The sequence below is a fragment of the Pilosibacter fragilis genome, assembly GCF_032490495.1.
Taxonomy (GTDB): Bacteria; Bacillota; Clostridia; order Lachnospirales; family Lachnospiraceae; genus Pilosibacter; species Pilosibacter fragilis.
This window is the reverse complement of record NZ_JAVYJB010000002.1, coordinates 194,290-218,115: the sequence shown is the minus strand read 5'-3', so window position 1 is coordinate 218,115 and position 23,826 is coordinate 194,290. Positions and strand designations below refer to the sequence as shown.

Annotated in this window: 18 protein-coding genes and 3 tRNA genes; 17 read left to right on the top strand and 4 right to left on the bottom strand. The window is 49.7% G+C overall.

Annotated elements, in window-relative coordinates; all coding sequences use genetic code 11:
* The first annotated feature begins 144 nt into the window (after positions 1-144).
* Entirely contained in the window at positions 145-567 is a 423-nt protein-coding gene (locus ABCW45_RS02325) for a metal-sensing transcriptional repressor (RefSeq protein WP_425518582.1), read from the top strand.
* A 22-nt stretch (positions 568-589) separates the two neighbouring features.
* Positions 590-901 carry a hypothetical protein gene (locus ABCW45_RS02320; RefSeq protein ID WP_343220167.1) on the top strand — a complete coding sequence of 104 codons (312 nt, stop codon included), beginning with the start codon at positions 590-592 and terminating at the stop codon, positions 899-901.
* A 234-nt stretch (positions 902-1,135) separates the two neighbouring features.
* On the opposite strand, the gene ABCW45_RS02315 is transcribed toward ABCW45_RS02320, so the two are convergent.
* The gene (locus tag ABCW45_RS02315; protein ID WP_015554284.1) at positions 1,136-1,387 is read right to left on the bottom strand and encodes a hypothetical protein; all 252 of its coding nucleotides are present in this window, start codon (positions 1,385-1,387) and stop codon (positions 1,136-1,138) included.
* Between the two features lie 448 nt (positions 1,388-1,835).
* Here ABCW45_RS02315 and ABCW45_RS02310 point away from each other — a divergent pair.
* The 3 genes from ABCW45_RS02310 to ABCW45_RS02300 all read left to right on the top strand — a co-directional run bounded on the left by ABCW45_RS02310 (position 1,836) and on the right by ABCW45_RS02300 (position 2,107).
* A tRNA-Pro gene (locus ABCW45_RS02310) sits at positions 1,836-1,909 on the top strand.
* A 16-nt stretch (positions 1,910-1,925) separates the two neighbouring features.
* Positions 1,926-1,997, top strand: a tRNA-Glu gene (locus ABCW45_RS02305).
* A 37-nt stretch (positions 1,998-2,034) separates the two neighbouring features.
* Positions 2,035-2,107: transfer RNA gene (locus ABCW45_RS02300), tRNA-Thr, on the top strand.
* A 146-nt stretch (positions 2,108-2,253) separates the two neighbouring features.
* On the opposite strand, the gene aroA is transcribed toward ABCW45_RS02300, so the two are convergent.
* The gene (gene aroA / locus ABCW45_RS02295; protein WP_117471751.1) at positions 2,254-3,531 is read right to left on the bottom strand and encodes a 3-phosphoshikimate 1-carboxyvinyltransferase; all 1,278 of its coding nucleotides are present in this window, start codon (positions 3,529-3,531) and stop codon (positions 2,254-2,256) included.
* A 135-nt stretch (positions 3,532-3,666) separates the two neighbouring features.
* The gene (locus ABCW45_RS02290; protein WP_278286466.1) at positions 3,667-4,794 is read right to left on the bottom strand and encodes a prephenate dehydrogenase; all 1,128 of its coding nucleotides are present in this window, start codon (positions 4,792-4,794) and stop codon (positions 3,667-3,669) included.
* Between the two features lie 398 nt (positions 4,795-5,192).
* Here ABCW45_RS02290 and ABCW45_RS02285 point away from each other — a divergent pair, with 398 nt between their 5' ends.
* Positions 5,193-7,292: an elongation factor G gene (locus ABCW45_RS02285; protein ID WP_117469472.1), complete on the top strand. Its 2,100-nt coding sequence runs from the start codon at positions 5,193-5,195 to the stop codon at positions 7,290-7,292.
* Between the two features lie 242 nt (positions 7,293-7,534).
* Positions 7,535-9,415, top strand: coding sequence for a tetratricopeptide repeat protein (locus ABCW45_RS02280; RefSeq protein ID WP_343220166.1), 1,881 nt, complete (start codon positions 7,535-7,537; stop codon positions 9,413-9,415).
* A gap of 158 nt (positions 9,416-9,573) precedes the next feature.
* Here the strand turns inward: ABCW45_RS02280 and ABCW45_RS02275 are convergent, their stop codons facing one another.
* Positions 9,574-10,761 (bottom strand): ribose-phosphate pyrophosphokinase, encoded by a 1,188-nt coding sequence (locus ABCW45_RS02275; RefSeq protein WP_117505266.1) that lies wholly within the window; start codon positions 10,759-10,761, stop codon positions 9,574-9,576.
* 274 nt (positions 10,762-11,035) lie between these two features.
* On the opposite strand from ABCW45_RS02275, the gene ABCW45_RS02270 reads away from it, so the two are divergent.
* The 10 genes from ABCW45_RS02270 to alaS all read left to right on the top strand — a co-directional run bounded on the left by ABCW45_RS02270 (position 11,036) and on the right by alaS (position 23,635).
* Positions 11,036-12,430: a DUF512 domain-containing protein gene (locus tag ABCW45_RS02270; RefSeq protein WP_117471754.1), complete on the top strand. Its 1,395-nt coding sequence runs from the start codon at positions 11,036-11,038 to the stop codon at positions 12,428-12,430.
* Between the two features lie 15 nt (positions 12,431-12,445).
* Positions 12,446-13,771 (top strand): ribosome biogenesis GTPase Der, encoded by a 1,326-nt coding sequence (gene der, locus ABCW45_RS02265; RefSeq protein WP_015554291.1) that lies wholly within the window; start codon positions 12,446-12,448, stop codon positions 13,769-13,771.
* Between the two features lie 3 nt (positions 13,772-13,774).
* The gene (gene plsY / locus ABCW45_RS02260) at positions 13,775-14,410 is read left to right on the top strand and encodes a glycerol-3-phosphate 1-O-acyltransferase PlsY (RefSeq protein ID WP_015554292.1); all 636 of its coding nucleotides are present in this window, start codon (positions 13,775-13,777) and stop codon (positions 14,408-14,410) included.
* Positions 14,411-14,481: 71 nt separating this feature from the next.
* Complete coding sequence (locus ABCW45_RS02255) at positions 14,482-15,489, top strand: NAD(P)H-dependent glycerol-3-phosphate dehydrogenase (RefSeq protein WP_117471755.1); 1,008 nt, start codon at positions 14,482-14,484, stop codon at positions 15,487-15,489.
* Between the two features lie 123 nt (positions 15,490-15,612).
* On the top strand, positions 15,613-17,085 hold the full coding sequence (spoIVA, locus tag ABCW45_RS02250) for a stage IV sporulation protein A (protein WP_343220164.1): 1,473 nt from the start codon (positions 15,613-15,615) through the stop codon (positions 17,083-17,085).
* Between the two features lie 244 nt (positions 17,086-17,329).
* Entirely contained in the window at positions 17,330-18,931 is a 1,602-nt protein-coding gene (locus ABCW45_RS02245) for an MBL fold/beta-CASP domain-containing RNA metallo-hydrolase (RefSeq protein WP_015554295.1), read from the top strand.
* Positions 18,932-19,001: 70 nt separating this feature from the next.
* Positions 19,002-19,481: a ribonuclease HI gene (rnhA, locus tag ABCW45_RS02240; RefSeq protein WP_015554296.1), complete on the top strand. Its 480-nt coding sequence runs from the start codon at positions 19,002-19,004 to the stop codon at positions 19,479-19,481.
* A 132-nt stretch (positions 19,482-19,613) separates the two neighbouring features.
* On the top strand, positions 19,614-20,537 hold the full coding sequence (locus ABCW45_RS02235) for a lysozyme inhibitor LprI family protein (protein WP_117469477.1): 924 nt from the start codon (positions 19,614-19,616) through the stop codon (positions 20,535-20,537).
* 305 nt (positions 20,538-20,842) lie between these two features.
* The gene (locus ABCW45_RS02230) at positions 20,843-20,965 is read left to right on the top strand and encodes a hypothetical protein (RefSeq protein WP_015554298.1); all 123 of its coding nucleotides are present in this window, start codon (positions 20,843-20,845) and stop codon (positions 20,963-20,965) included.
* A 15-nt stretch (positions 20,966-20,980) separates the two neighbouring features.
* Positions 20,981-23,635, top strand: a complete 2,655-nt coding sequence (gene alaS / locus ABCW45_RS02225) for an alanine--tRNA ligase (protein ID WP_343220163.1) — start codon at positions 20,981-20,983, stop codon at positions 23,633-23,635.
* Positions 23,636-23,826 lie beyond the last annotated feature (191 nt).

The window sequence follows — 23,826 nt, the reverse complement described above, 5'->3', positions numbered from 1 at the left end:
TGACTGCAAAAAATGATTGAATATCAGCTGCCCCGGGATGAAAGATTCCTGGGGTGGCTTTCCTGCTATATAGGCAAATGCCTGTGAGGCAGATCAGAGAAGAAAACATGATATCGTAGGAACGTAAGATTGGGGAGGTTGTGCATGGAGAAAAAATCATGTTGCTGTGCCGGAGAAGCGGAGACAGTAAATGTAAATATGGAGACAACAGGGGTAACAGGAGCAGAAGCAACAGCAAATACGGTGACTGCCGAAACAGAAACACCGTCCGATGACGCTGTCTGCCACTGCCGCCACAAACATAGAACAGAAAAGGAAGAGAAAGATCTTCTGACACGCTTAAACCGCATTGAGGGGCAGGTCCGCGGCATCAAAGCTATGGTTCAGGACGAACGCTACTGCCCGGATATCCTGGTTCAGGTATCTGCCGTCCAGTCTGCCTTAAACGGCTTCTGCAAAGTTCTCTTATCCAACCACATCAAAACCTGCGTGGTGGAAGATATCAAGAACGGAAACGAGGAGACCGCTGTAGCGGAACTCTGCGAGACGATCAAGAAGATGATGTAGAGATGGGAGGTAACAGTGAAATTTGAAATATATAAAGTTTTACCCGGAATGTGTTATAATTACCGCAGTTGTATTGTATATAAAACATTTACTCTATCCTTATGATTTTCGTGAAAAATTCCCTTATGACGATCCGCCGCCGAAGTTTTTTGGCTCTTTCTCATTGGGGGAATTAGTACAATATATAATCCAGGTATTAACGTTACCTATTATAGGATTTGCTATGATTCCTTTGCAATTTTTAGGGAAGGTAGTGGATGTAATACTGATAATTTTATTAGTTATGTGGTGGTTCATACCAACAGGACTCGCTAGAAAAATAGATGACTGGTAATAGAAAAGCGTCCCTGCTATAAAAGCAGAGGACGATTTTCTATTGCAGTAAGATATGTTTTAGAAAGAGCGAAAAACATTTGTGTAGATGGGATAAATTTTTTTCATCAGATGCGAAGGGCGCATTTTAAAAGGATTAATGGATATAATGTTAGATATAGGAAAAAGTGATCTTATATAGAACAATCGCAGGCATGGATTTTGATTTTCCAGCCTGCGATTATATCTCGTAAATCTATCCGATCGTGCGGTAAGTAAAGAATGCGAAGCCGAGGATACAGAGGGACGCGATGATCTCGCTGATGATCCGGATGATGGTATTTGGGGCGCCGTTGCCGGCGATCCGGTGGATGATCCGGATACTCACAGTGATCGCCACAAGAATGATCAGTGTGAAGTACGCAGTTCGCAACGGAATTACATTGAAAGCGCCGAGACCGGCAGCGATCAGCATGGCAATGGAAAGAAGGATTCTGATTGCTTTCATAAAAACGCCCCCTCTGGATATAAAATTACGGAAAATTTAAGTTGAACGCACATGAACTCTGATGTGTGAACACGGTCAGTACAGGCTGACAAATTCTTTTCAGGATCACAGCATATCTTCGCAGAGTGCTTCTCCCAGATGGAGATGATATTCCCGCTCGGAAAGGCTGTTATGATCCGGCGTTTAAAGAAGTGGGACCTCATGAGTGAGATAAGCAGATGCGATGAGTTCTCTTTCGGATATTATAACACTATTCTGTTTAAAAAGAAAACTTTTCTGTTAATTTCTTTTCAAAAATTTGATCCGTCAGGCATGTGTGACGGATTAAAAATGGGAAGAAGAGTAGAAAATGTAGATAATGTAGATAAAATGCAAAAAATAGAAAAAAATCAAAAAAAGCTGTTGACATTTCCGCAAATCTATATTATACTTACGTACGTAATCGAGACGAGGCGTGGCTCAGTTTGGTAGAGCGCTGCGTTCGGGACGCAGAGGTCGCAAGTTCGAATCTTGTCGCCTCGACTTACTTAAATACTAAGGCCTGTTGGTCAAGCGGTCAAGACGACGCCCTCTCACGGCGTAAACCCGGGTTCGATTCCCGGACAGGTCACTTGCTGTTGCGTTATGCAGCAGCATTTTTTAAAGGTGCTTCCGTGGCTCAGTTGGTAGAGCAACGCATTCGTAATGCGTAGGTCGCCGGTTCGAGTCCGGCCGGGAGCTTACTGATGAAACCCTTGTGAATCAAGGGTTTTTTTGTTGTTCTGTGTGAAGATGAAAACTGTTTGGAATGGACGGCTTTTTGCGTTTTTATAAAAAGAACCCGAATCCATCTCTGGAGAAGTACCAGATGGATTCGGGTCTTTTTACTATTTTGTAAGTTTTTCCAACTCCTCATAAAAAGCCGGATAAGAGATATCCACGCAGTCCGCATCAATGATCTCAGTCTCCCCGTCCGCAGCGAGGGCAGCTACGGCGAAGGTCATGGCGATGCGGTGATCCTTGCGACTGTCGACGACGGCACCGTGGAGCGGTTTTCCGCCGTGGATGATCATGCCATCCTCAGTCTCCTCCACATCGGCGCCCATGGCGCGCAGGTTTTCGACCATGATGGCGATACGGTTGGATTCTTTGACTTTTAACTCAGCGGCATCGCGGATGACCGTGGTCCCCTCGGCGAAACATGCCATCATGGCGATGGTCGGAAGCTCGTCGATGAGAGTCGGGATGATATCGCCCTCGATGACACAGCCCCTTAAGGAACTTGTGCGGACCAGAAGGTCGGCTGTCGGCTCTGCGTTCTCGTGATCCTCGTTTAACAGGGTGAGATCAGCGCCCATAGCCTCACAGACCTTGATGAGTCCGGCTCTTGTCGGGTTGATGCCTACATTCTTAATAAGAACTTCGGAATTTGGCAGAATCAGGCCTGCTGCCACAAAATAGACGGAAGAGGAGATATCTCCCGGCACATCGATCCGGTTTCCAAAAAGCTCTGTTGCCGGCCAGATCGTAACGGTAGTTCCCTTTGATTCCAGCTCTGCGCCGAAAAACTTCAGCATCAGTTCCGTATGATTTCTGGAAACCTGCGGCTCCGTGATACTTGTGAGCCCGTCTGCGTAGAGTCCGGCCAACAGGATCGAAGATTTTACTTGGGCAGATGCGACTTTGGAAGTGTAATGGATCCCTGCAAGCGGTTTTCCACAGATCCTGAGCGGCGCACAGTCATTTCCGCGGACACTCTTGATATCAGCTCCCATCATGGATAACGGCTTGATAATGCGCTTCATCGGACGTTTCTGGATGGATTCGTCACCGGTCAGCGTCACGTCGAAATTCTGCGGCGCGAGAATACCGGAGATGAGTCTTGTGGTGGTTCCAGAGTTGCCGCAGTCCAGGGTCTCGGCAGGGGCAGCCAGTCCGTGCATGCCCTTTCCGTGGACAGTGACAACACCATTTTTATTTTCGATATCGATTCCCATGCGGCGGAAACAGCCGATGGTGGAGAGGCAGTCAGCGCCCTCCAGAAAGTTATGGATCTCTGTAGTTCCCTTCGCAATGGATCCGAACATGACACTGCGGTGGGAGATGGATTTATCGCCCGGGACCGTGATCTCACCCCGGACATGGTCTGCTTTATGTAATTTCATATAAATTCCTCGTAATTTGCGTTTAATACGATCTGATAAAAAACTGGTATGCATTTTGACGTAGCAGTCCGCGTATAACAGGCGGTCATGCGGTATCGGAATATGCTGGCGCATACCTGAATGAAACTATAAGTCTTACTTTGTCAGCACATAGTTATGGCTTTTCAAAAGCTCCGCCGCCTCATTCTTCTTATCTTCCTTATAAAAAGAAATCCGAAGTGCTCCTTCACCTTCCTCGCGGCTGTGATTGATACCTATATTCTTAACACTGATTCCCTTCGCGGCAAGGATCGCAGAGAGGACAGAAATAGATCCCGGCTCATCCAAAACATCCACACAGAAGGAGTAATCCCGCTCGATGGGACCCTGTCCGCGGTTCGGGAATGTGGAACGGTATTTGCCTGATTCCTCGAACATCTTGTAGATCGCGTCACCGTTATGGTTTTCCAGCGTGTCGCAAATGGATTCCAGGGAAGTGATATACCGCTTTAAGAGCACCAGAATATTTTCTGTGTTCGTCATGCAGATCTGCTCCCACATGACAGGGGAGGAGGAGGCGATACGTGTGATATCCTTAAAACCTCCCGCGGCCAGCCGCTTCATGATCTCATCCTTTGAATCGTTGTCATGGACAAGATTAACGAGGCTGGATGCCACAAGGTGCGGCAGATGGCTGATGGCCGCGACGGAAAAATCGTGCTCATGGTAGTCGAGAACGATGGGGAGAGCGCCGATGGCCAGGGCAACCTGGCGGATCCTGCCGATCTGCTCCGGTGTGGATTTTTTTGTAGGTGTAATAATATAGTAGGCATTCTCCAGAAGATGGTCCGTAGAGCTCTCATAGCCGGTTTTTTCAGAACCCGCCATCGGATGGCCGCCGACAAACACATCCTCGTAATCCAGACGTTCCACCGCCTGATGGATGTCTGTCTTTGTGCTTCCGATATCAGTGATCAGCGCACCAGGTTTCAGAAACGGGCGTACCTTTTCGAGGTATACCGCGTTGTATTCTACAGGGGTGCAGAGAAAAATAACGTCACATGCGGAGAGTGTCTCATCGATCCCGTCAAGGATCATGTCGATGGTCCCGTCCGCTTTTGCCTGCTCAAGCTTTGAGCGGGTCCGCATGTACGCCATGATTGTAATATCTTTATTCGCACGGCGAAGGCCTCTGGCGATGGATCCGCCGATCAGGCCAAGGCCGATAAAACCAAATGTAGAATCAGACATTGTACAGCTCCTCCTTTGTCCCTTCGATTTTATAACACAGGGATATGAATGTCAACAAGAAAAATCAATACTTTAAAGTGATAAATCAAACATTGCCAGGATCTGCATATCTGTGGGTGTGCGTCGCATGTCTGCCTACAAAACAGAGAAAAGAGAAGAAGAAAGATCTGTGTCTGCCAGAAAAATTTATAAAAATAGAATGCGGATGTCAATTTTTAATAGATTTTCGTTTGAAACACCCATATTTTCCACCACAATCGAAAAATGACAGAAAATATTTTGTGCAATTTCGATATTTAGCTTGAAAAATTCGAAAAGTTTTGGTAAAATATGACCATAGGCAATAAGCAGTATAGCCAAAACATCTGAACTCCGTAATTTGCGGAAGTCTTTTGAAAAATGGCAAAAAAACATATACGGGAGGGATTCATATGGATATTTATGGAACAAAACAGATCCGAAATGTTGTACTTTTAGGCCACGGCGGCGCCGGTAAGACGACGGTAGCCGAGGCACTGGCTTATCTGACCGGCGTTACAAAGAGAATGGGCAAAGTTGCTGACGGCAATACGATCAGTGACTACGACAAAGAAGAGATTAAGAGACAGTTCTCGATCTCCACTACGATGGTTCCGATCGAGTACGAAGGTGCCGAGGGAAAGATCAAGATCAACCTTCTTGACACTCCGGGTTATTTCGACTTCGTAGGCGAGGTGGAAGAGGCAGTCAGCGCCGCTGACGCAGCGATCATCGTCGTAAACTGTAAGGCAGGAATTGAAGTTGGTACAGAAAAAGCATGGGATCTGTGTGAAGAATATAAACTCCCGAGAATCATATTTGTAACAAACATGGATGATGACCACGCGTCCTTCCGTGAACTGATCTTAAAACTTGAGAAGAAGTTCGGAAGAAAGATTGCTCCGTTCCAGGTACCGATCCGTGAGAACGAGAAGTTCGTCGGCTTCGTAAACGCAGTTAAGATGCAGGGCCGCCGCTTCACAAACCTGTCCGACTATGAGGACTGCGAGATCCCGGAGTACACAAAGAAGAACCTTGGAATTATCCGCGACGCCCTGATCGAAGCTGTTGCTGAGACAAGCGAAGAGTACATGGAGCGTTACTTCTCCGGCGAAGAGTTTACACAGGATGAGATTTACACCGCAGTACAGACCCACGTATGCGACGGTTCTATTGTTCCGGTCATGATGGGTTCCGGCATCAATTGCCAGGGCTTCAACGCATTATTAAATGCTATCGACCGCTACTTCCCGTCACCGGATAAGGGCGAGTGTGTCGGCGTTGACGTATCAAACGGCGAGCACTTTACCGCAAAATACAACGATGAGGTTTCCCTCTCCGCAAGAGTATTCAAGACCATCGTTGACCCGTTTATCGGAAAATATTCCTTGATGAAGGTCTGCACCGGCACATTAAAACCGGACAGCACTCTCTACAATGTAAATAAGGACGCAGAAGAGAAGATCGCGAAAGTCTATGTATTAAGAGGTAAGGACGTGATCGAGGTTCCGGAGCTGAAGGCCGGCGATATCGGTGCCGTCGCGAAGCTCTCCGTGACACAGACAGGCGATACGATCGCTTTAAGATCTGCTCCGATCGTATACCACAAACCGAAGATCTCCACCCCGTATACATATATGCGCTTTGCCGCAAAGACAAAGGGCGACGAGGACAAGATCTCCAGCGCACTCGCAAGAATGATGGAAGAGGACCTGACACTCCGCGTTGTGAACGATACCGAGAACCGCCAGAGCTTACTCTACGGAATCGGCGATCAGCAGCTTGAAGTTACCGTCAGCAAGCTTCTCGGCCGTTATAAAGTCGATGTGGAACTCTCCAAACCGAAATTCGCGTTCCGCGAGACGATCCGCAAGAAAGTGGAGGCTCCTGGCCGTTATAAGAAACAGTCCGGTGGACATGGACAGTTTGGTGACGTTAAGATGTCCTTCGAGCCGTCCGGCGATCTCGAGACACCTTATATCTTTGAAGAAAAAGTATTCGGCGGCGCAGTTCCGAAGAACTACTTCCCGGCAGTTGAAAAGGGCGTACAGGAATGCTGTACAAAGGGTCCGTTAGCCGGTTATCCGGTAGTCGGCATCAAGGCAACGCTCCTCGATGGCTCCTACCATCCGGTTGACTCCTCCGAGATGGCATTCAAGATGGCTGCAACCCTGGCCTTCAAGAAGGGCTTTATGGATGCCAACCCGGTTCTCTTAGAGCCGATCGCTTCCGTAAAAGTCGTTGTTCCGGATAAGTTTACCGGAGACGTTATGGGTGACTTAAACAGAAGAAGAGGACGTGTTCTCGGAATGAATTCTCTCCATGGTGGAAAGCAGGAGATCGTTGCTGATGTTCCGATGTCCGAGATGTTCGGCTACAACACAGACCTCCGCTCCATGACCGGCGGTATCGGCGTATTCTCCTACGAATTCAGCCGCTATGAGCAGGCTCCTGGCGATGTTCAGAAGAAGGAAGTGGAAGCGAGAACGGCAGGCGGAGAAGTAGAGGCGTAAGCTTTGAAGATCCTCGTGAAAACTGAATAAAAGATGACTGCAGGGATCAGCTGTATGGCTGGTCCCTGTTTTTGCCGAAATTCTGCCATAGTTTTCCTCTGACTTCCATCTGGACAGAAAGAGAGAAAAATGGTATAGTTATAAACTGGTAAGCTTTAAATCAGCCGGATAAAAAACAAACTGCAAATCGGATAAAATTTTGCTCTATGACAAAATACTCCGGCAAAAAATGAGGAATTAGAATGAGAAAATGGTTTTTGATTATGGCCACAGCGGTGGTACTTTGTTCCGCCTGCGGCAAGAAAGACGCTTCAGTGAACGATGTGACTCAGGCGGCACAGGCAAGTTCGACGGAAGCGGAGAATCTCTATAAGGAGGGATCCCAGTACGTCGGGGAAGAGGACTACGAGAGTGCCATCGAATCCCTTTTAAAATGTATTGAACTGGATCCGGATTACAGCAAAGCCTATATCCAGCTTTCCAAAGCCTATATTGGAAATGAAGAGTACGATGAAGCTATGGCGATCCTGCAGCAGGGATATGAGAAGACAAAGGATACGTCCCTGGAAAAAGAACAGGATAACTGTGTCCGCACGATCTGCCAGGTCCTGACAGACAACGAGGATTACGAGACAGCGATCCCGTGGCTTTTAAAACTTCAGGAACTCGATGGTGTCACCGTGGAGAATTCCCTGCAGCTTGCGGAAGCATATTCCATGATGGATGATTATGAAAATGCAGTGTCAGTTCTTCAGAAAGCAGATCAGAATGATGCAAGTATTAAAAATGCCCTGCTGGAGGCAAGAGTTGCCTACGGACAGTACTGCTACGATGAAGGAAAGAACGATCAGGCGATCGAGACTTTAAAGGCTGTGATCGATGAGGCGCCAGACCGGATCGATGCATACTCTATGCTGATCGGTGTATATGTAGATGCAGGAAAAGTAAAAGAGGCGGAGAGTATCGTCCAGAGTGGTCTTGAGCGGTTCGTAAACCAGAATTCTACGGTGACAGATGACCAGCTTGATGAATTTTTAAATTCCGCATCTTCCTATTATCTGGAACTCGAGGATGTGGATGCCTGCCTGAGATTCTGGGAGAAGGCAGTTTCCATGAGACCTGGAAATAAAAGTTATAAAGAAGAACTGGACAGCTACCGTTCCTCCGCTGCAGACGAGTCCTACGCGAAGGCAGATGAACTTCTGGAAGCAGGGGACGTGGAAGGCGCTTCCAAGTATTATAAGCGTGCCTTTGCGCTGGCTCCGTCAAACTATGACGCGGGAGTGATCAGCGGAGGCGACTATACATACTGCCTGAACAAAGATGGTTCCTGGAGACTTGGCTGGTATACAGATGAGACTGGCGGCTCCTACTACTTCAATCCGGCAGCGGGACGTCTCTACGCCAGTGCGGTGACGGGATACCAGCAGCTTGACGGTGCGGTATACTATTTTGAGGATGATGGCAGAATGCTGGTGGATGATACGACTCCGGATGGCCGTTATGCGGATGTGGATGGAAAACTTTTAGACCACAATCCGTATGAGGATGAGACCACTGAAGAGGAGACGGATGCCGCCGAGGAGGAGACTGAGGCAGATACAGAAGAGGAGACGACAGGAAGCTCTGAGAAGGAATCTGCGGCAGCTTCTGTGAAAGAGACAACAGCAGCAGTTAAGGAAACGGTGGAGACCACAAAGGCAAATCCGCAGCCGACGCAGGCAGCAGCCGTGAACTCAGGAAACCTGAAGCTGAATGCGGACACTCTTCAGGAAGCTCATGACAATGGCGGAACAACAACCTACGAGAAGACAGATCTCTTCGACGGATCCACAGGGAAGCTGACCATGGGAGATGTCTATAACTGCCTTGCCAAGTACGGAAAGACCGAGTGGGTATCCCAGAAACTTCCGTATGAGCTGAAGGTCGGAAACTTAAAGGTATGGATCCTGCCTGGCGATAACTGGAATACAACAGGACTCGTCATTAAAGACGCGTCCCAGTATTTTGAGGTGTTAAAGAAGAAGGCACTTCCGGATAATGTACAGTTTGCGATCGAATTCGATTTCACCGCGACAGATAAGCTTGACATCAATAAAGTGAGACGTGTGAACGGAAACTAAGATGCTGTAAGAAATAAAAACGGGAATTCCTGCAGAAATGTTGGAATTTCCGCTTTTTTAATGGGATTCTGCGTCTGAAATGTGTAGAATATGAAAAAACGCCGCCTGGAATCCATAATGGAAAGCCGGACGGCGTAAATATTCTCTGAGATTTAAAATTAAAGAAGACCCTCGTTGTACTTTCTGATAAGCTTCTGGATCTTGTCTGTCGGGGACAGGGAGTTTCCGATGGAAACGTCGTGGTTTAAGGAGTTGATGATGGCAGCAATGTACTTGCTCATATCAGCTTCCACATACCATTCCTTTGTAAAGAGTTCCGGGGAACGGTAGTTTAAGTTTGTTGTGACAACGCTGTCGATGTAGCCCTTCTGGTAGAACTCATCGAATTTCTCGAAGCCTGCGGTGAAGAGACCGAAGGTGCAGCATACAACGACCTTCTCGGCCTTGCGCTCCTTTAACTCTTTTGCAGTATCGAGCATGCTCTCGCCGGAGGCGATCATATCGTCAACGACGATCACAGTCTTTCCTTCAACGGAGCTTCCGAGGAACTCGTGGGCAACGATCGGGTTTCTTCCGTTGATGACCTTGGAGTAATCTCTTCTCTTGTAGAACATACCCATATCAACGCCGAGGTTGTTGGCGAGATATACGGCACGGCTCATTGCGCCTTCGTCCGGGCTGATGACCATTAAGTGGTCTTTATCGATCCTTAAGGTATTGTCATGTTTAAACAGTGCTTTTACGAACTGGTAGGTCGGCATGAAGTTGTCGAGACCGGATAACGGGATCGCGTTCTGTACGCGCGGGTCATGTGCATCAAATGTGATGATGTTGGACACGCCCATGTTTACTAACTCTTCAAGTGCCATTGCACAGTCTAAAGACTCTCTGTGAGTACGCTTGTGCTGACGGCTCTCGTAAAGGAACGGCATGATAACGTTGATACGGTGTGCGGTGGATGCCGTAGCGCCGATGATTCTCTTGAGATCCTGATAGTGGTCATCCGGGGACATGTGGTTTACATATCCGGACATCTTGTAGGTAAGAGAATGGTTTGTTACATCGACCATGCAGAAAATATCGGTTCCGCGGACAGATTCGTTTACGATCCCCTTTGCTTCACCACTTCCGAAACGCGGGCAGGCGCAGTCGAGAAGATAGGAGTCAACATCGTAGCCACGGTACTGTAAATTTCCCTGGCGGCGAAGTAATTCTTCCGCATCGTTGCGGCGGAAGTTTACGATGTGGTCATTGACTTTCTGCGCAAGATCACGGCAGCTCTCAAGAGCAGCGATCTTAAGCGGTGCAAGCGGCAGACGGTCGTTGAAAACGTACTGATTAGACATGTCAGATAATCCTCCGATTTTTTGTGTTGCGGTCCGGCCTCTGCGGTCGGACTGTCAGATCATATTTTTGCCTGGATCTCCTTATTTATACGGGAACCTGCAGGCATTCCACGCCGAGTATACCATTTTCAGACATTTTTCGTCAATAGTTTCCCATGAAAATTCGAAGGAAAAAAGAATATCGTTCCTTTACAAATCGGAGGAAGATTGGTATGATTAAGTTTAGAACCATGCAGGAAGGATAAAAGAAGTGAAATATCAGGGACATAAAATTATGGCAGTTACCCCCGGATCCATCGCGGAAGAGCTGGAACTGGAACCGGGAGATGTGCTGCTTACCATAGACGGGGAAGAGCTGGAAGATATCTTTGACTACGACTATATGACGGATGCCGAGAGCTTCGTGATGGTCGTGCGGAAGGCAAACGGAGAAGAGTGGGAACTTGAGATCGAGAGCGGCGGTGAGGACCTGGGACTTACCTTTGAAAACGGACTTATGAGTGACTATAAGTCCTGCTCCAATAAGTGCATCTTCTGCTTTATCGACCAGATGCCGCCGGGAATGCGTGAGACGCTCTACTTTAAGGACGACGACTCCAGACTTTCGTTCCTTCAAGGAAACTACATCACCCTGACAAATATGAAGGATAAAGATATCGAGCGGATCATCCGCTTCCACCTGGCCCCGATTAATATCTCCGTGCAGACTATGAACCCGGAGTTGCGCTGTAAGATGCTCCACAACCGGTTTGCGGGGGAGGCGTTAAAGAAGATCGACCGTCTTTACGAGGCGGGAACGGAGATGAACGGACAGATCGTTCTATGCCGGGGCGTCAATGACGGAAATGAGCTGGCGTACACCATCGAACAGCTCTCAAAGTACGCGCCGGTGATGCAGAGCGTGTCGGTGGTTCCGGTCGGTCTCTCGAAGTATCGTGAGGGTCTTTACCCGCTGGAACCGTTTACAAAGGAAGATGCCTGCGAGGTGATAGACCTCATCGAAAAATGGCAGAAGATCAACTACGAGCGCCACGGGATCCACTTTATCCATGCAAGTGATGAGTGGTATATCCTGGCGGAGCGCGAGATGCCGGAGGAAGGAAGATACGACGGATATATCCAGCTGGAGAACGGCGTCGGTATGCTGCGGCTGCTGCATGAGGAAGTCATGGATGCCCTGGATGAGAAGACGGACGATGGAAAAGAGGAAGAACTCTCAATCGCCACAGGACGTCTGCCGTATCCGTATCTGGACACGCTTGTAAAGGAGATCATGAAAGTCTATCCGGGACGAAAGGTCCATATCTACCCGATCCGGAATGATTTCTTCGGCGAAAAGATCACGGTGGCGGGACTGATCACAGGACAGGATCTGATCGCCCAGTTAAAGGATAAGCCTTTAGGCGACAGGCTGATCCTTCCGGCCGTTATGTTTAAGAGCGGCGAGGAGATTTTCCTGGATGATATCACAAAGACCCAGGCGGAAGATGCTTTACAGATTCCGATAAATATAGTAAAATCAAGCGGATATGACCTTGTGGACGCGATCCTTGACCCGGAGGCGGCGAGAGAACAGACTGCGGAACACGGGGCATATGAGCTTACAATGAAAGATGCCGGTCTCACAGAGGACGGGGAAGTTATCCCTGATTGGGACGGCGAAGTATAGAAATGAGGAAAATATATGAGTAAACCAGTAGTGGCGATCGTCGGCAGACCGAATGTGGGAAAATCCACACTCTTCAACGTCCTTGCCGGCAGCACGATCTCGATCGTAAAAGACACTCCGGGTGTGACAAGAGACCGTATCTATGCGGACTGCACCTGGTTAAACAACAATTTTACCTTAATTGATACAGGCGGAATCGAGCCGGATTCCAAGGATATCATCCTTGCGCAGATGCGTGAGCAGGCGCAGATCGCCATCGATACCGCGGACGTCATCATCTTTATCGTGGATGTGCGCCAGGGTCTCGTCGACGCGGACTCCAAGGTTGCGGACATGTTAAGAAAGTCCAAGAAACCGGTCGTTCTTGCGGTCAATAAGGTGGACAGCATGGCGAAGTTCGGAAACGATGTATACGAATTCTATAACCTGGGAATCGGAGACCCGGTCCCGGTATCCGCGGCTTCAAGACTTGGCCTTGGCGAGCTTCTCGATGAGGTAGTCAAGTATTTCCGTGAGGACCAGTATGACGACAGCGAGGATGACCGTCCGAGAATCGCCATCGTGGGAAAACCGAACGTCGGAAAATCCTCTATTATCAATAAGCTTCTCGGTGAAAACCGTGTGATCGTATCCAACATCGCCGGAACCACAAGAGACGCTGTCGATACAGAGATCGTGCGAAACGGCACTGAATATATCTTTATCGATACTGCGGGCTTAAGAAGAAAGAGCAAGATCAAAGAGGATATCGAGCGCTACAGTATTATCCGTACTGTGACAGCGGTGGAGCGCGCTGATGTGGTCCTCATGGTCATCGATGCCGTTGAGGGAATCACTGAGCAGGACGCAAAGATCGCCGGTATCGCCCATGACCGCGGAAAAGGCGTGATCGTCGTTGTCAACAAGTGGGATGCCATCGAGAAGAACGACAAGACGATCTATGAGTACACAAGAAAATTAAAAGAGACCCTGTCCTACATGCCGTATGCGGAGTATATCTTCGTGTCCGCCCTGACCGGACAGAGAATGGAAAAGCTCTTCGAGCTCATCGATATGGTCCGCGAGAACCAGACGCTCCGCGTGGCTACCGGTGTATTGAACGAGATCGTGACAGAAGCTGTCGCTATGCAGCAGCCGCCGTCCGACAAGGGCAAACGCTTAAAGATCTACTATGTGACCCAGGTTGCGGTAAAACCGCCGACCTTTGTTATCTTCGTAAACGATAAGGAGTTAATGCATTTCTCCTACACGAGATACTTAGAGAACAAGATCCGTGAGGCCTTCGGCTTCCGCGGAACATCCTTAAAATTCATCATCCGCGAGAGGAAGGAGAAGGATTAAGCAATGGGCAGAGTGATTTGTCTTGTTATGGGTTATGTGTTTGGATTATTCCAGACAGGATATCTTTACGGTAAGATGAACCATATCGATATCAGAAACTACGGAAGCGGAAACTCCGGAACGACAAATGCGCTCCGGGTCATGGGAAAAAAAGCGGGGCTCATCGTGTTCGCGGGAGATTTTTTAAAGACGGTGTTCGCCTGTCTTGCGGCGCGGATCATCTTTAAGGGAAGCCCGGACACAGACCTCTATGTGCTCTACGCAGGTCTCGGCGTTGTCCTCGGTCATAATTTCCCGTGTTATTTAAACTTCAAGGGAGGAAAGGGAATTGCCTCCATGGCGGGTATCCTCGTGTCCATGGACTGGCGCGTGACGCTTGTCTGTGCAGCACTGTTCCTTGGAGCTGTCATCATTACAAGATATGTCTCCCTTGGTTCTATTCTGGTGGTGATCTCATTCTTTATCCAGATACTGGTCTACGGGGCGCATGGAACATTTACCGTCTCTGCAGATCATCTCATGGAGTTTTATGTCGTTGCCTTCGTCCTGATGGCGATGGCGATCTGGAGACACAAGACGAACATAAAAAGACTTTTATCCGGCACAGAGAACAAGCTCTGGGGTGGAAAGAAAAACTGAATAAGCGCTTAAGCACGAAAATATCAGTCGGTACAGGGCAGTGAGATTAAAGAGAAAAGGAGTTCCTGAACATGGAAAAAATTGGTATTATCGGTTCCGGTACATGGGGAACCGCGATTGCGGTGCTGTTAAGAAACAATGGACATGAGGTCACACTGTGGTCCGCGATCCCGGCGGAGATCGAGGAGATGGCAAAGACCAGGACTCACAAGAATCTTCCGGGAGTGACGTTGCCGGAGGGAATCATCTATACCGCTGACCTTGAGGAAGCGATGAAGGATAAGAACCTTCTCGTGATGGCGGTTCCGTCCGTATTTGTCCGCAGCACGGCGCAGAAGATGAAGCCGTTCTGTAAAGAGGGACAGCTCATTGTGGATGTGGCAAAGGGAATCGAGGAGAATACTCTCGATACAATGACCCAGATCATAAAGGAAGAACTTCCGATGGCGGAGACAGCTGTTCTTTCCGGACCGAGCCACGCGGAGGAGGTAAGCCGCGGACTTCCGACGCTCTGCGTTGCGGGATCCCGCAAGAAGAACGTTGCAGAGTACGTCCAGTCCACATTTATCAGCCCGGTGTTCCGCGTATACACGAGCCCGGATGTCCTGGGGATCGAGACAGGCGCCGCGTTAAAGAACGTTGTTGCCCTGGCAGCGGGAATCGCTGATGGCCTGGGTTACGGGGACAATGCGAAAGCAGCCCTCATCACCCGCGGTATGGCGGAGATCGCGAGACTTGGCATCGCCATGGGCGGAAAATACCAGACCTATACTGGACTTTCCGGAATCGGCGATCTGATCGTGACATGCGCCAGCATGCACAGTAGAAACCGCCGCGCTGGTATCCTCATCGGAAAAGGATACACGATGGAAGAAGCAATGAAGGAAGTCCAGATGGTGGTAGAAGGCGTTTACTCAGCGAAGGCTGCGAGATCCCTCGCAAAGAAATACAATGTTTCCATGCCGATCGTTGAGGAGGTAAACCAGGTCCTGTTTGAAGGAAAACCTGCAAAAGAGGCGGTGGCTGACCTGATGCTCCGCGATAAGCGCATCGAGCACAGCGATCTTCCGTGGGAATAGAAGTCAGAACAAGCCTTGCAGCAGCCTGTATTTTTCCGTACTGCGGCGTAAGAAAAGGCTCTGCCGGTATAAAATGTCCCCCTCGCGCATACACTGCAACAGTATATGCGAGGGGGTATTTTTATGGATCATTTCCATGTATACAAGGATATCGAGGCGAGGACGGGCGGAGAGATCTATGTGGGTGTTGTAGGACCTGTGCGCACTGGGAAATCCACATTTATCAAGCGGTTTATGGAGCTTCTTGTGCTCCCGAACCTCCCGGACGGACAGAAAAAGGCCCAGACCAGGGATGAGCTTCCCCAGAGTGCTGCGGGGAAGACGATCATGACCACGGAGCCGAAGTTTATCCCGAAGGAGGCGGCGGAGCTGGAGCTTGCGGAGGGGATCCGGGCGAAGGTGCGGCTCATCGACTGTGTGGGTTTTATGGTGGAAGGTGCTGCGGGACATACGGAAAACGGGGAGGAACGTCTCGTGAAGACGCCCTGGTACGATTATGAGATCCCCTTCACCCAGGCGGCGGAAATTGGTACGAGAAAGGTGATCCGGGACCATTCCACCATCGGGATCGTTGTGGCCTGCGATGGCAGCTTCGGGGAACTCTCCAGGGATGATTTTAAGGAGGCGGAGGAGCAGACGATCTCGGAGTTGAAGGAGATCGGAAAACCGTTCCTGATCCTGTTAAACTCTACAAGACCCTATGCGGCGGAGACGAAAGCCCTGGCGTTAAAGATGGAAAACCAGTACGGGGTCCCGGTGCGGGCGGCAAACTGTGAACAGCTAAAGCGAGAAGACATCGAGGAGATATTGGGCACCGTGCTCCTGGAGTTCCCGGTGACAGAGCTCGACTTTGAGATCCCGAAATGGGTGGAGATCCTGCCGGATGATCATGCGTTAAAGGCAGGTTTGATCATGGAGGCGGGAAAACTCCTGAAGAGATCCGTCCAGATGAAGGACGTGCCGAAGGAGGCTGTGCCGGAAACAGATCAGGCAGTGAAAAAACTGATCGCGGATGAGCTGGATCTTGCGAGCGGCCGGGTGACGATCCGGGTCTTGGTGGATGAGGCGGCATACTTTGAGGTCTTAAGCGATATTTCCGGCCTGACGGTGCGGGATGAGTACAGCCTGTTTAAAATCTTAAAGGAATCTGCCGGGATGAAGGAAGAGTACGAGAAGGTGAGAAACGCCCTGGTGGAGGTGCGCCAGAAGGGCTACGGAATCGTCCTGCCGGATAAGACGGAGATCTCCTTAGATGAGCCGGAGCTGATCCGCCATGGCAGCAAGTACGGTGTGAAGATCCATGCCCAGGCACCCTCCATCAATCTCATAAAGGCCAGGATCGAGACGGAGATCGCGCCGATCGTCGGGAACGAGCAGCAGGCGAAGGACTTGATCGCGTACATAAAGGACGGGGAAGCGACGGAGGAAGGTGTCTGGGATACGAATATCTTCGGAAAGTCCGTGGAACAGATCGTTGAGGACGGCATGCAGGCGAAGATCTCCCAGATGACGGAGGACTGTCAGATGAAACTTCAGGATACGCTGCAGAAAATTATTAATGACAGTAATGGCGGAATGATTTGCATAATTATCTGAAATTTGCTATAATAGATGCAAATAATACAGCTGATTTGCAAAAATGAAGATTTTCATCGAATTTTGCAAAACGATGCTGAAATTACAGTATTTGCGGCAGAAACCTGAAGGATAAAATCCGCGGTGAACGTGAAAAGGGTTGCGGACACTGCCCGGTTGGGAAAAATGGATATTTCTGTATATCGACCACAGGAATAGGATGTTTGCATGAGTTTCCAGATTTCGCCGCGAAAGGAGGAGTTCCATGAAACTGACATTTATCGGTGCAGATCATGAAGTGACTGGAAGCTGTCATTATCTGAATGCGGCGGGAAAGAACATTCTTGTTGATTACGGTATGGAACAGGGCGGAAACGTCTATGAGAACGCGGAGCTTCCGATCCCGTTCTCCGATGTGGACTACATCTTTATCACCCACGCCCACATCGATCACACAGGCCTGCTTCCACTGATCTATGCGAAGGGCTTTAAGGGGCAGATATTCGCCACACAGGCCACCTGCGATCTCTGCAACATTATGTTGAAAGACAGTGCTCACATCCAGGAAATGGAGGCTGAGTGGAAGAACAGAAAGGCAAGACGTGCCGGAAACCCGGAGGTCCAGGCGCTCTACACGGTAAACGACGCGGAAGGCGTTTTAAAGCATTTCGTGCCATGCCATTATGGTGATATCCTGACGATCTGCGACGGATTGAAAGTACGGTTTACGGATGTGGGACACCTGCTTGGATCCGCATCCATTGAAGTCTGGATCGATGAGGACGGCGTACAGAAGAAGATTGTTTTCTCTGGTGATATCGGGAACAAGAACAAACCTCTGATCAAGGATCCGCAGTACACGGATGAGGCCGACTATGTGGTAATGGAGTGTACCTACGGTGACCGTTCCCACGACCGGACCCACGAGCATATCGAGGAGTTCGCGAAGATCATCCAGAGGACCCTGGACCGTCACGGAAACGTTGTGATCCCGGCCTTTGCAGTGGGCAGGACCCAGGAGATCCTCTACTTTATCCGTAAGATCAAGGAAGAGGGCCTTGTCACCGGACATGACGGATTCCCGGTCTATGTGGACAGCCCGCTGGCCGTCGAGGCGACCCATGTGTTCAATAAGAACATTTCCGAGTGCTTTGACGAGGAGGCGATGGATCTTGTGAACAGGGGAATCAACCCGATCGCATTCCCGGGATTAAATCTTTCCGTCAGCAGCGACGATTCCAAGGCGATCAACTTCGACTCCGAGCCGAAGGTCATTATCTCCGCGGCGGGTATGTGTGATGCCGGACGAATCCGCCACCACTTAAAACATAATCTCTGGAGACAGGAGTGTACGATCGTGTTCGCCGGATACCAGGCTGTCGGAACTCTGGGAAGGAGCCTCATTGAGGGGGCGGAAGTCGTAAAACTATTCGGTGAGACCATCGATGTAGAAGCGGAGATCGTGTGCCTGGACGGACTTTCCGGTCATGCGGACAGGGAAGGACTTCTCACCTGGATCAACGCCTTTAAGAAGAAACCGGACCGTGTGTTTATGGTACACGGAGACGATCTCGTATGCACGAAGTTCGCGAACCTCCTGCGCTCGGACTACGATCTTGTGGCGGACGCACCGTTCTCGGGATCAGAGTTTGACCTTGCCGCGGGTGCGTGGCTCAAACAGACCGTCGGTATTCCAATCCAGAAGGAGACAGCGAGACAGAAGGAGAATAAGTCCATCTTTGCTCTTCTTGTGGCTGCAGGCGAGCGCCTGATGCGGATCATCCAGAAGAACCGCGACTGCGCGAACAAGGATATCAAGAAATTTACGGCAGAGGTCAACGCGCTCTGCGAGAAGTGGGATCTGTAACTGCGGCTTGGGCCGTCTGAATTCCGGAATCATATAAAATAAGACATCTGAGAGGAATTACAAAATAGACATGAAAGTAACACTTTATACGGACGGAGCGGCCCGCGGAAATCCAGACGGGCCGGGCGGATACGGAGCGGTGCTCCAGTTTATTGATAAAAATGGGACTCTCCACGAAAAGGAATTGTCCGCGGGATATGTGCGGACAACCAATAACCGGATGGAACTTATGGCAGCGATCGTGGGACTTGAAGCGTTAAACCGGTCCTGTGAGGTAGACCTTTATTCCGATTCGAAATATCTCGTGGACGCTTTCAACCAGAAATGGATCGACGGCTGGGTTAAGCATAACTGGGTCCGCCCTAAGACGGGACCGGTAAAAAATTCGGACCTCTGGAAACGGCTGCTCGTCGCGATGAACCCGCATAAAGTGACGTTCCACTGGGTCAAGGGCCATGACGGTCATCCCGGAAACGAGCGCTGTGACCGCCTGGCCACCAGCGCTGCGGATGGTGGGGATCTGTTGGTGGATACGGGGCTTAGTAACTAAAAAGGCAGCTACGCTGTTTTTTACAAAAGTCTTACAATGTATTACTAATTTGCGTTTTTTGTTCACAAAGATCTCACGATATGGTATCTTTTTAGTAGAACAAAAGTTACCTGAAAAATCGAGAGGGCACATATGAGCAGACGCAGAATATGGTTGATAATTATTGGAATCCTGATGGCCGGGGTATCCGCCACATGGGAAATGGAAAAATTTGTTTCTTCCCATGGGGTGAATACCGCGGCTGTCGTCGGTTTCGAGGCGGATGCCATGCAGCCGGATGCGGGAAATTCCGGGAATCCCTATATGACAGAGAATCGGATGAAGGTGGCAGAAAATACCCCGGCAGCCCAGAATGCGCCAGCTCCGGCGTGCGGCCCTGCCGATAATGGGATCGCCCTGTATCACGCGGATGCAAAAGCCAGCCGGGGACCGGAAGATGGGGGAGAAGCTTCTGATACTGAAACAAGGATGAAAGAATCTGCGACGAAAGAAAACGCAGCGGCAGAAGCTCCCGATGCGGAGGTCAGCGACCTGTCACTGGCGGATAATGATCAGCTGGCGGTGAGCGGAGGCGCAGACGAGGCGGCAGGGATACCGGTGGAAGAGACGGTCAAGTCCCCGCTGGAACCGGACAGCACAGCATCGGAAAATGCAGGGGAAGCAAAACTTGTGATCGAATACACACGTTCTGATCTGGAGGAGCGCCTTGAGGCGGTTAGAACTGAGGCGGAAAAGTACCAGGATGATCAGACGATGAGTCAGACCTCCCGGTATGCGACGGCGGAATATGTGAGAAATCTCTGGGACCGCGAGCTGAACCTGATCTATTCAAGCATCCATAAAGAGATGGACGAGAGTGCAGCGGAAGCGCTCCGCCGGGAAGAAGTGGAGTGGATTCGAAAGCGCGACCTGGCGGCGGATAAAGCCAGTGCGAAGTCAAACAGCACACCATCCCAGAGCATCGAGTATGTCCGCACATCAGCGAGCGTGACGATGGACCGATGCTATGAACTGCTGGAAAATTATGGGGATTACCTGGAGCCTGAGAAAAATTAAAAGACGACACATCGGCACATTTGAATCACTAAAAAATTCAGATGCGCCGGTTTCACTTATGAAGAAGTGACAGAAAAGCCGTTTGACGGCAGAAAAGGTCCACCAGAATGCCACGGAACAGAAAAAACATCTTGCCAACAGAACGAGAAACGATTATAGTATAAGTTATGAGAATCTGCGCAGAAGACCGGCGCACTGGCTTTATGGGCAGATCCCGAAAAAATAATATAAATAGAAACTGTACAAATGTGTCATTTTAAACACAGGCGTCTGAATTTTAGACAGCCGGAGAAGGAGGCGTTTTTATGTCCGCATTTTTCGCATCATGTATTTCAACAGCTTTAGAGGCTGTGATTCTGGCCGCAGTTGCCCTGGCGGGTATCGTTCTGGGTAAGAAATTCAGAGATAAAAAAAGTACACAACAGTAACCAGGAGGCAGTACCATGCAGAAATATGGTGTAAACGAACTGAGGAGAATGTTCCTTGAATTCTTCGAGAGCAAGGAACATCTTGCGATGAAGAGTTTCTCCCTCGTTCCGCACAACGATAACAGCTTACTTTTGATCAACTCCGGTATGGCACCGTTAAAGCCGTACTTCACAGGCCAGGAGATCCCACCGAGGCGCAGAGTCACCACATGCCAGAAATGTATCCGTACCGGCGATATCGAAAATATCGGTAAGACAGCCCGCCACGGCACATTCTTCGAAATGTTGGGAAACTTCTCCTTCGGCGATTACTTCAAGACAGAAGCGATCCACTGGGCATGGGAGTTCCTGACCGAATGCGTAGGAATCCCGGCAGACCGTCTCTATCCGTCCGTTTACCTTGACGATGATGAGGCTTTCCGCATCTGGAACGAGGAGATCGGAATCCCGAAAGAGAGAATCTACCGTTTTGGCAAAGAAGACAACTTCTGGGAGCATGGCGCAGGTCCGTGCGGCCCGTGCTCTGAGATCTACTATGACCGCGGAGAGAAGTATGGTACAGGCCCGGAGGACGTTATGGGTGGCGAGGGAGACCGTTTCATGGAAGTATGGAATGTCGTATTCTCCCAGTTCAACAATGACGGACACGGAAATTACACCGATCTGATCCAGAAGAACATCGATACAGGTATGGGACTCGAGAGACTGGCTGTTGTCTGCCAGGATGTGGCATCCCTTTTCGATGTAGATACAAACCGTGCCCTGATGGACGAGGTAGGCGCTCTTGCACACTGCAGATACGAGGAGGACGACAAGAAGGACGTTTCTCTCCGTATTATCGCTGACCACGTAAAGAGCTGCACATTTATGGCATCTGACGGAATCATGCCGTCCAACGAGGGCAGAGGTTATGTATTCCGCAGACTTTTAAGAAGAGCAGCACGTCACGGACGTATCCTCGGCATCGAGGGAAACTTCATGACAAAGCTTGCACAGGTCGTTATTGATCTCTCCAAGGACGGTTATCCGGAGTTAGAGGAGAAGAAAGATATGATCCTCCGCGTGATCGACCAGGAGGAAGAGCGTTTTGCCAACACCATCGACAAAGGTCTTGAGATCCTTGCTGATCTTGAAAAAGATATGGAAGCAAAGGGAACAAAGGTCCTTGCCGGTGAGGATGCGTTCAAGCTCTACGATACTTACGGATTCCCGATCGACTTAACAAAGGAGATCCTCGACGATAAGGGACTCACTGTCGATGAAGAAGGTTTCCACAAGGCAATGCAGGTTCAGAGAGAGACTGCAAGAAGTGCCAGAAAGACCACAAACTACATGGGACGCGACGATATCTACCAGAAACTCGACGCATCCTTAACATCCGCTTTCACAGGATATGACAAGCTTGAGGATGAGTCCAAGGTGACAGCCCTCGTAAGACTTGCCGCTGATGAAGAAGGCGAGGATGAGATCGCAGACGCGGTGACAGACGGTGAGAAAGCATGCGTTATCACCTCTGAGACTCCATTCTACGGAACCATGGGCGGTCAGGTCGGTGACCGCGGCGTGATCGAGAGTGCGAACGGCAAGTTCGAGGTAGAAGATACGATCCACCTTCAGGGCGGAAAGATCGGTCATATCGGACATATGGTAAGCGGTATGTTCCAGACAGGTGAGACAGTAACTCTTAAGGTAAATGAGGAGAACCGTTCCCTGATCGGAAGAAACCACAGTGCGACCCACCTTCTCCACAAGGCATTAAGAACCGTACTCGGCACACACGTTGAGCAGGCTGGTTCCCTTGTGACAAGAGACAGACTTCGTTTCGACTTCACTCACTTCTCTGCAATGAGCCAGGATGAGATCAAGGAAGTTGAGGCTATTGTAAATAAAGAGATCCGCGCGGCACTTCCGGTTGTTACAGATGTTATGAGTCTGGAGGACGCAAAGAAGACAGGCGCGATGGCGCTCTTCGGAGAGAAATACGGCGATAAGGTCCGTGTCGTAAGAATGGGAGACTTCTCCACAGAGCTCTGCGGCGGTACCCACGTTAAGAATACCTCCGAGATCAGCTGCTTCAAGATCCTTTCCGAGGCTGGTGTAGCAGCAGGTGTAAGACGTATCGAGGCACTCACCTCCGATGGCCTGATCCATCACTATGAGAATGTAGAGCAGGAGCTTCACGCGGCAGCAGCTGCAGCGAAGTCCACTCCGGCTGATTTAAAGACAAAGATCGAGTCCATGATGGAGGAGATCAAGACACTCCACTCCGAGAACGAGAAGTTAAAGAGCAAGCTTGCCAAAGAGGCAATGGGCGATGTAATGGATCAGGTTCAGGAAGTGAAGGGCGTGAAAGTCCTTGCAGTCCGCGCAGACGGCGTTGACATGAACGGCTTAAGAAACTTAGGCGACCAGTTAAAGGAGAAGATCGGAGAAGGCGTTGTTGTGATCGCATCCGTTCTTGACGGCAAGGTAAATCTTATGGCTGCTGTGACAGACGAAGCCCAGAAGAAGGGCGCTCACGCAGGTAACCTCATCAAGGCCATCGCAGGTCTTGTAGGTGGCGGCGGCGGCGGACGTCCGAACATGGCGCAGGCCGGCGGTAAGAATCCGGAAGGCGTTGCGGACGCACTCATAAAGGTTGCGGAAGTCGTTTCTGAGCAGGTAAAATAAGTTAAGAATTAAGGCTGTTTCAAGCCTTTTTGATGCCGGGCTGTGCAAGGTTGCCCGGCATCAAAAATAAATTTGAAAAAAATGCATTTTTCTAGTAAAAATAGGTTGACGAATGTGTAATTTATGATATAATCATACCAGTGCTAAAAAATACCCAAACAGTTGTATTATGCACAATTACACAACTGGAG

Bases quoted from the DNA above. Each gene is read 5' to 3' on its own strand.
- ABCW45_RS02315 (WP_015554284.1), bottom strand. From the start codon at position 1,387: ATGAAAGCAATCAGAATCCTTCTTTCCATTGCCATGCTGATCGCTGCC.
- der (WP_015554291.1), top strand. From the start codon at position 12,446: ATGAGTAAACCAGTAGTGGCGATCGTCGGCAGACCGAATGTGGGAAAA.
- spoIVA (WP_343220164.1), top strand. From the start codon at position 15,613: ATGGATCATTTCCATGTATACAAGGATATCGAGGCGAGGACGGGCGGA.
- ABCW45_RS02270 (WP_117471754.1), top strand. From the start codon at position 11,036: ATGGCAGTTACCCCCGGATCCATCGCGGAAGAGCTGGAACTGGAACCG.
- alaS (WP_343220163.1), top strand. From the start codon at position 20,981: ATGCAGAAATATGGTGTAAACGAACTGAGGAGAATGTTCCTTGAATTC.
- ABCW45_RS02280 (WP_343220166.1), top strand. From the start codon at position 7,535: ATGAGAAAATGGTTTTTGATTATGGCCACAGCGGTGGTACTTTGTTCC.
- rnhA (WP_015554296.1), top strand. From the start codon at position 19,002: ATGAAAGTAACACTTTATACGGACGGAGCGGCCCGCGGAAATCCAGAC.
- ABCW45_RS02255 (WP_117471755.1), top strand. From the start codon at position 14,482: ATGGAAAAAATTGGTATTATCGGTTCCGGTACATGGGGAACCGCGATT.
- ABCW45_RS02285 (WP_117469472.1), top strand. From the start codon at position 5,193: ATGGATATTTATGGAACAAAACAGATCCGAAATGTTGTACTTTTAGGC.
- plsY (WP_015554292.1), top strand. From the start codon at position 13,775: ATGGGCAGAGTGATTTGTCTTGTTATGGGTTATGTGTTTGGATTATTC.
- ABCW45_RS02275 (WP_117505266.1), bottom strand. From the start codon at position 10,761: ATGTCTAATCAGTACGTTTTCAACGACCGTCTGCCGCTTGCACCGCTT.
- ABCW45_RS02230 (WP_015554298.1), top strand. From the start codon at position 20,843: ATGTCCGCATTTTTCGCATCATGTATTTCAACAGCTTTAGAGGCTGTG.
- aroA (WP_117471751.1), bottom strand. From the start codon at position 3,531: ATGAAATTACATAAAGCAGACCATGTCCGGGGTGAGATCACGGTCCCG.
- ABCW45_RS02245 (WP_015554295.1), top strand. From the start codon at position 17,330: ATGAAACTGACATTTATCGGTGCAGATCATGAAGTGACTGGAAGCTGT.
- ABCW45_RS02235 (WP_117469477.1), top strand. From the start codon at position 19,614: ATGAGCAGACGCAGAATATGGTTGATAATTATTGGAATCCTGATGGCC.
- ABCW45_RS02325 (WP_425518582.1), top strand. From the start codon at position 145: ATGGAGAAAAAATCATGTTGCTGTGCCGGAGAAGCGGAGACAGTAAAT.